The organism is Streptomyces sp. NPDC050549 (assembly GCF_040655035.1).
Lineage (GTDB): Bacteria > Actinomycetota > Actinomycetes > Streptomycetales > Streptomycetaceae > Streptomyces.
Genome location: NZ_JBFAJD010000022.1, coordinates 147918 through 154455 on the forward strand (window position 1 = coordinate 147918; position 6538 = coordinate 154455).

The window sequence follows — 6538 nt, forward strand, 5'->3', positions numbered from 1 at the left end:
GTCAGCCCGTCTTCGGGGCGGGCGCCTTCGCCGTGAACTGGTCCGCCTGGAGCGCGTACAGCTCCGCGTAGACACCGCCGCTGAGCAGGAGTTCGTCGGGCGTCCCGGACTCCACCAGCCGCCCCTGGTCGAGGACGTGCACCAGATCCGCGTGGCGTACGGACGCCAGTCGGTGGGTGATCAGGACGACTGTCTGGCCGGTGCCGGCCAGCGCGCGGATCTTCTCGAAGACCTCCAGCTCGGCGCGGGCGTCGAGGGCTGAACCGTTCCTGGCCGCCCACTCGGACGTGACCGCCCTGCCTGCCTTCGATGACGACATCGCGCTGCGCGCCCTGACGGCCCTGCGTGACTTCGGGCTGCGGGTGCCCGAGGACGTGGCGGTGATCGGCTTCGACGAGACCGAATACGGTTCCCTGTCGACCCCTGCACTCACCGCTGTCCACATCGACGCCGAAATCCTCGGACGGATCGCGGCCCGCCACGCCCTCGGTATCGACCCGGGTGCTCTGTCGCCCCCGCCCGGCCGGATCGTCGCCCGCGCGTCGGCGTGATCGCCGCAGGCCCGGCTGCAGAACTCCGGCGCCGGACCTCCAGACACTGCTGGACGGCTCCGGCAGGAGCGGATGCCTTTCCTGGTGACGGGAGCCCCGGCACCGCGCCAGGTCCTGGCCGTCGGCCCTGAACTACCGCGCCCACACCGGCGAGAAACGACTGGAAGCCTGGCTGCGCAACCGGCTGTGGCCGAGCCCCGGATGACAAGGACGGGACGTTCGCACCGTACAGCTGAGGGGGTGTCACAGCCGACGTCAACGGTTGCGACACCGTTCCATGATCGTCAGATTCGCCGCTTCCGCATGCCGACCGGTCGCCCCACCGGCCGAATGACGGCGGTGGGGCGACGCAGGCTCCTCGACGGGGGCGGCACTTCCGCGGAGCCCAGGAGCACCTTCCCTTCATCGAACCGTCCGCCAAGGTCACGGGCGTGTCGATGTGTACGCCCATGGAGCCCTCGCCTGGGTAGTAACCGTGCTTCCGCTTGCCGTAGTGGGCCTCGCTCCAGCCATGGAAGGCCGCCAGCACGGCGTGAACCAGTACTCGCCCGTGTCACCGGGCCAGACGATGCCCTTGAGGGTGATGCCGACGGTGACGGCGTGGCCCACGGACCGGGTCTCGGGCTGCGACACGCTGGCGGACATGCCCGTTTCCTCCGCGGCTCGGAGGTGAAGCAGTTCGCAGAGAATCAGCCGCTCGAGGGGTCTGTGGAGTCTACTTGCACTTCCACGTGGCCCAGTACACCTGGCCCTTCAGCGACCCGTCCGACCAGGCGACGGGTGTGTCGATGCGGACCCCGTTGGAGCCCCTGTTCGGGTAGAACCAGTCCCAGTGGCCGAACTGCTTCTTGTCGTAGTGGACCTCCACCCAGCCCTGGGAGTGGCGGACGTACGGGGCGAACCAGTAGGCGCCCGCGTACCCGGGACGGATGGTGTTGGTGATGGTCGCGGTCGCGGTACGGGTGGTGCCCAGGGTCCAGGTCTCGGAGGTCGACGTGCTGCCCTTGATGCCCGCCTCCAGTTCGTCCGAGAAGCCGGCGCTGACCTCCAGGCTCTGCGTGCTCTGGTAGGAGTACGAGCTGTTCGTCGAGTAGGTGTAGGTGACCGCGTAGGTCCCGTTGTCGGTGCCCGCGCAGTTGTTGACCACGTTACTGGCCTGGTGCCGCTTGCCCAGCGCGGTCCACGCGTGCACCTCGTGGTACTGGCACAGGTTGATGCGGGGGCCCTGGCCGTTGCAGGCACCGATCGGGTCCGGGTGGGTGCTGGGGTCCCAGCCGGGGCTGTACGCGCTGGCCGACCCTGCAGAGAAGGGAATCGTCAGCAGAGCAAGGGCCGGCGCCAGCAGGGCCGTACGCCGGAGGTTGCGCTTCAACAACTTCATGGACGTTCTCCTGGTCGTGCACCAGGTGTCGTGTACCTGGCGTCGTGCACGAGAATCGCCGCCGGGGAATTGTTCGGAAAGCCGTTTCGTGGGGCTAATCAATTACCTGACCTGCACAAAGAGATTGTTCACCCGTGTGACACCTTGGCGCCACACACACGGCGGTGTGGAGCGTCCGGTACGTAGGTGTGCCACTGGTCTCGCGCCAGACCGGTGCCTCCGGCCCGCGCGCACCTGGGTCTGCCCGGCCCGGATCGACGACGTACCGCTTGAGTGGGACGTGCGCGCTGCCCGCGTGGGTCGTCGCCATGATCGCGGGCGCCGCCCTCGACGCGTGGCTGGCGGCCCACGACGACCCGGACATCCCGCTGCTCGTATTGGCGGTGGTGGTGGGGGCTCGCCGTGGTGGCGTCGGCGCGGGAGTGAGCATGGCCTGCTCGGCCGTTCCCGCCCCGTCTGCCTGTTTACCCAGGTGGCGGGATTGTTTGGAGTGACGGAAAGGGTTGCTTGAAAACTTCCCGGGGCGGTCAGATCGGGGTGAATTTGCAGACGGCCACATCAGGCGACCTGCCCAAAGGGGCCGTCGGCACGAGCCAAGGAGCAAGAGTTGCCCACCTGGTCCCCCTCCGCTGTTATCAGGCGCCTTGGCGCATCAGCAGTCCTGTCCGCCGCTCTCGCAGGTGCCGTCGCACTCAACGGCCTCTCCCCCGCAACCCCGGTAACCGGCGCCGCCCACTCCGCACCGGCGCGGGCGGTCCAGTTCGGCTCCGCCCACCAAGTGGAGCTCACCGCGTCGCAGCAGCTCCACTGGGAGGTGGAGAACGGCCCGACCGGCAGCAATAACTTCCTGGCCATGATCAGGAACCTCGTGCTGGCCGCCCGGCCCGAGAGTGAACAATCGAGGCGCGGCGTCACCGTCACCGACACCACCCGGACCAACGATTTCGCAGACATCGTCGCCCACACCGCGGACGGCCACGCCGTTCACGTCATGGTCCGGCTCAGCGACTTCTATGTTGTGGCCTTCTACACCCTCGCTCCCAACAATTCCATGGAGTGCTGGGTTCTCGGCCACACGCCCGAGGGGTGCGACGAGATACACAATGGATGGCCCGAGGGCTATGACGCCCTGGCGCGGGCCGCGGACCGGCCGCTCACCGATGTGCGCATCGGGTACTCGCAGTTCGAAGACGCCGTGAGAACTTTCCACAACTCCAGGAGCACCTACCGGGACACCGCCCGGGCGATGCTGACCTTCATCGTGGGTGTCGCAGAAGCCGGACGGATCCTGCCGCTTCACAACAGGATCCGCACGGCCATCGGCGACTGGACTTCATACGACCTCACCACCGAGGACGTCTACGCCCTGCACCACTGGGCAGACGCCAGCGAGGTCTACCGAAACGACCGAGGTCGGGTCAACGTCTATGGCAGGACCTACACCAACGCGAAGAGTCTCGTAGCGCTGTTGATCACCTGTCTTGGCGCCAAGGCAATACAGAACGGCAACCCGAAGACAGAGCTGTAAGAGGGAGTTCTGCGGGTCTCGGCCTGATGTCGGCCTGACTCCGTCTTCGAGGGTGTGGAGCGGATCCTTCAACGGGCCGCTCCCGCTGCCCTCGGGGACTCCCCCGCCCGCCGAGGGCGGGATCCCTCGCCAGCTCGTCGGGGCGCAGTATCCCCGCGGCGGGTACGCCTGCGGCCTGGAGAGCACGGGCGGCGACTCAGGATCGTGCCGGCGGGTGGGCGTCGCCAGGATCGGCTCGACGGCATCGTCGTCCGGCGGGCACGACGACGAAGCGCTCGTCCCGCTGCTCGCGGGCATGCGGACGGCACCGGCCGCCGCTGCCCTCACCGTCTTCGACCCGACGACTCCGCACCGGGGTGGCAGCGCCACTGGAACATCCGCCGTCTGCACGGCACCCCGTCAATCCGGCGAGGTCGCTTGCAAGGTGCTCTCATCGCCGTGGTCGTGGTGGCCGCGTCCGTGCCTGATCAACCCACTCGGACACCCCGGAGGGTCGAGCCGGCAGGGCGGCTTCATACGGCTGAAGTCAGATCCAGGGGGTCGGGCGAGGCATGCAAGGTGAGTGCGAGCTGCTCGAGATAGCCGCGCATGAGTCCGACGAGGTCGAGCGCTCCACCGCTCAGCACCCACTGGAGCTGCAGTCCGTCGCTCATGGCGATGTAGCGCCCAGCGACGGCCTCGTAGTCGACGTTGGCCCTGAGGAAGCCCTGTTCTGCGGTGCTGCGGAACTCTCCTGAGATCGCCCGTACGACTCGGTCGTAGTGGGTGGCGTACAGGTCGTGAGCGGGGCTGGCGGGGCCTGCGGCCTCGGCCGACATCAGGACGAACAGCTCGATGAGTCCCGGTTGGGTGACCATTCGCTCCGTGATGCAGAGCGTCACACGGAAGGGGCGGGTGCCGTCCTCGGGCTTGTGCACTTCCCTGGCCCAGGTGGCGAGCAGGTCGAAGCGGCGGCCGGCGACCGCGACGAGCAGGTGCTTCTTCGTGGGGAAGTGATGCCGCAGCCCGGGCTCGCTGAGACCCACGTCGAGTTCCCGGCGTCGTCCTCCTGGACCTGGGTCGGAAAGGAACGCCGGATCTTCAACGACTCGGTGACCAACTGCGGGCACGGCACGGTCAGTCTGGGGGTCAACGAGTCCTACGGGACCACCCACGGCGCCTCCGTGTCGGTCGGCATGAACGCGGAGTTCGGTTACAAGTCGGTCGGCACCGTGGTCCACAGCTGGCGCGGACGCGGCTGCGACCGTATCTGGTCCTTCAGCTACTACGTCGACGCCTATGCGGACGTCGTCAACCCTGACGGCACCCCCGCCATGGACTACGTCGCCCGCGACAAGCCCGGCAGCTGCTGACAGCGGCTATCCGCGGGCCGACGGCGCCCGGTGACCCGCGTCCCGCGCCATCAGGTAACCGACGCCGCGCACGGTCCTGATCAGCGACTGGTCACGGTCGCCCAGTTTGCGCCGCAGGTAGTAGACATAGGTGCCCACCACGCCGGACTCGCCGTGGAACTCCGACCGCCAGACCCGGTCGAGGATCTGCCCCTTGGTGACGACCCGGCCCGCATTGTCCATCAGGAAACTGAGGAGATCGAACTTCCGGCGCGAGAGGGCGACCTGCGTCCCATCCCGCCAGACCTCGCGGGTCGCCGGATCCAGCGCCACGCCCCCAACGCGCAGCAGCCGGCAGTTGAGGGGGCGCCCGCACCGCAGCAGCACGTGGACGCGGGCGATACCTCCTCCAGCTCGAAGGGCTTGGTGACGTAGTCGTCGGCGCCCATCATCAGCCCGTGCACCTTGGCCTCGGTCCGGTCGTGGGCGGTGAGGAAGAGGACCGGCGCGTCGACCCGGCGGCCCGCAGGGCGCGGTACGTCTCGAAGCCGTCGCCGTCCGGCAGGATCACGTCCAGGACGACGAGGTCGGGGCGTACGGAGACACCGGCCGGGACGGGAGCAGACGCTCGGTCGGGCCGGACTTCCAGGCGCTGGGAGCGCCGACTGTCGTGTTGCTCTCGTCGTCCGGAACCTCCGCCTTGCCGTCCAGCCAGAGCTTGCTGACGCGGTCGGCAAGCCGGCCCTTGAACAGTGACTGCCACAGGCCGCCGGTGCGGTCCTTGGGCTGGGTGAGGGTGCCGCCGTTCAGGGCGCGCAGGGTGCGGCCGAGGTCGGCGGCGTGCGCGGTGAGGGTGGAACGGGCGGACGCGGTGCCGCGGCGTTCCATGACGATCAGCGGCAGTGAGTGCGAGCGCGCGTCGTCCCGGCCGGCGCGGATCAGTTCCGTGATGTCCAACAGTCGCGCGTCCAACGTGCCGGTGGACAGCAGACGTTCGGCATCGGCGGAAATCGGGCTGATGTGCGGGGTCCAGGAACGGGCAGTGCGAACGATATGGAACGGGCCGACGGCCTGTGCGACCGGCGCTGACGGTCGGCGACCGTGACAGCCCCCACGCCTGTGGGTGCGGGGATCATTCCCCACCTGACTGATGTGTGCAACACCTGCTCCTTCGAGACCCGGCCTCACGCCGGGGCGACTGATGGACTGTCAACTGGGTTGTTGGAGAAGGGACGTCGGACCACTGGGGGCCGCTCAGGGCAGGAGTTCGATCGCGTCGTACGACACTCCGGGGCTGAGGTAGGCGTTGCCGCCGGAGCCGCTGACGATGTCGAGGGTCAACTCCTGGTAGGAGTCAGGGGACTGCGTCCAGGCGCCTGCGGGGATGGCGTAGCTGTAGGTGTGGTTGTTGCCCCGGTAGGAGCCCACGGTCAGTGACCGGGTCGCCGGCTCCTTGGCCGATGTGGGGACGGTCGAGACCCAGTCGTTGACCCGGACCCTCGGTCTGCCGTTCGCGAACGCCGTGGTGATACCGATGTTGAGGGTGTGGCCGGAGGCCAGCTGCTGGGCGGTGAGCTTGAAGCGGATCTTCAGGTGGTTGTTGATGTCCGCCCACTGGTAGCAGGGGAAGTCGTCGTCCTGCGAGGCACCTATGGTGTGGACGGACCCGGTCCAGGGCCTGGCCCGGGTGTCGGAAGGGTGCATGGTGGTCATCAGTGAGGCGTTCTTGAGGCCGCGTGGTGTGCCG

9 protein-coding genes and 1 pseudogene are annotated in these 6538 nt (G+C 68.2%); 4 read left to right on the top strand and 6 right to left on the bottom strand.

The features are described 5' to 3' along the window. Window position 1: 1 nt before the first annotated feature. Window positions 2-262: pseudogene (locus AB0I51_RS29170) on the bottom strand (ABC transporter ATP-binding protein); the annotation flags it as partial. Here AB0I51_RS29170 and AB0I51_RS29175 point away from each other — a divergent pair. Further along, window positions 201-551, top strand: coding sequence for a substrate-binding domain-containing protein (locus tag AB0I51_RS29175; protein ID WP_362980112.1), 351 nt, complete (start codon window positions 201-203; stop codon window positions 549-551). The pseudogene AB0I51_RS29170 and the gene AB0I51_RS29175 sit on opposite strands and share 62 nt — an antisense overlap. Before the next feature lie 715 nt (window positions 552-1266). Here AB0I51_RS29175 and AB0I51_RS29180 read toward each other — a convergent pair. Next, complete coding sequence (locus AB0I51_RS29180) at window positions 1267-1932, bottom strand: hypothetical protein (protein ID WP_362980114.1); 666 nt, start codon at window positions 1930-1932, stop codon at window positions 1267-1269. Window positions 1933-2201: 269 nt separating this feature from the next. Here AB0I51_RS29180 and AB0I51_RS29185 point away from each other — a divergent pair, with 269 nt between their 5' ends. Both AB0I51_RS29185 and AB0I51_RS29190 read left to right on the top strand, forming a co-directional pair. After that, window positions 2202-2426 (top strand): hypothetical protein, encoded by a 225-nt coding sequence (locus tag AB0I51_RS29185; protein ID WP_362980116.1) that lies wholly within the window; start codon window positions 2202-2204, stop codon window positions 2424-2426. A 284-nt stretch (window positions 2427-2710) separates the two neighbouring features. Beyond that, window positions 2711-3460, top strand: a complete 750-nt coding sequence (locus AB0I51_RS29190) for a ribosome-inactivating family protein (RefSeq protein ID WP_362980118.1) — start codon at window positions 2711-2713, stop codon at window positions 3458-3460. A gap of 512 nt (window positions 3461-3972) precedes the next feature. On the opposite strand, the gene AB0I51_RS29195 is transcribed toward AB0I51_RS29190, so the two are convergent. After that, a complete protein-coding gene (locus AB0I51_RS29195) occupies window positions 3973-4485 on the bottom strand; it encodes a TetR/AcrR family transcriptional regulator (RefSeq protein ID WP_362980120.1) in 513 nt (170 codons plus the stop codon). Between AB0I51_RS29195 and AB0I51_RS29200 the strand changes: the two genes are divergently transcribed. Next, window positions 4456-4812: a hypothetical protein gene (locus AB0I51_RS29200; RefSeq protein ID WP_362980122.1), complete on the top strand. Its 357-nt coding sequence runs from the start codon at window positions 4456-4458 to the stop codon at window positions 4810-4812. The two genes, AB0I51_RS29195 and AB0I51_RS29200, sit on opposite strands and share 30 nt — an antisense overlap. Before the next feature lie 6 nt (window positions 4813-4818). On the opposite strand, the gene AB0I51_RS29205 is transcribed toward AB0I51_RS29200, so the two are convergent. The 3 genes from AB0I51_RS29205 to AB0I51_RS29215 form a co-directional block, all read right to left on the bottom strand. Next, window positions 4819-5124, bottom strand: coding sequence for a winged helix-turn-helix domain-containing protein (locus AB0I51_RS29205; RefSeq protein WP_362980124.1), 306 nt, complete (start codon window positions 5122-5124; stop codon window positions 4819-4821). Between the two features lie 234 nt (window positions 5125-5358). Beyond that, window positions 5359-5748 carry a hypothetical protein gene (locus tag AB0I51_RS29210; RefSeq protein ID WP_362980126.1) on the bottom strand — a complete coding sequence of 130 codons (390 nt, stop codon included), beginning with the start codon at window positions 5746-5748 and terminating at the stop codon, window positions 5359-5361. Window positions 5749-6045: 297 nt separating this feature from the next. Continuing rightward, the coding region (locus AB0I51_RS29215; protein WP_362980128.1) for a polysaccharide lyase family protein at window positions 6046-6538 on the bottom strand (493 nt) is incomplete at its 5' end.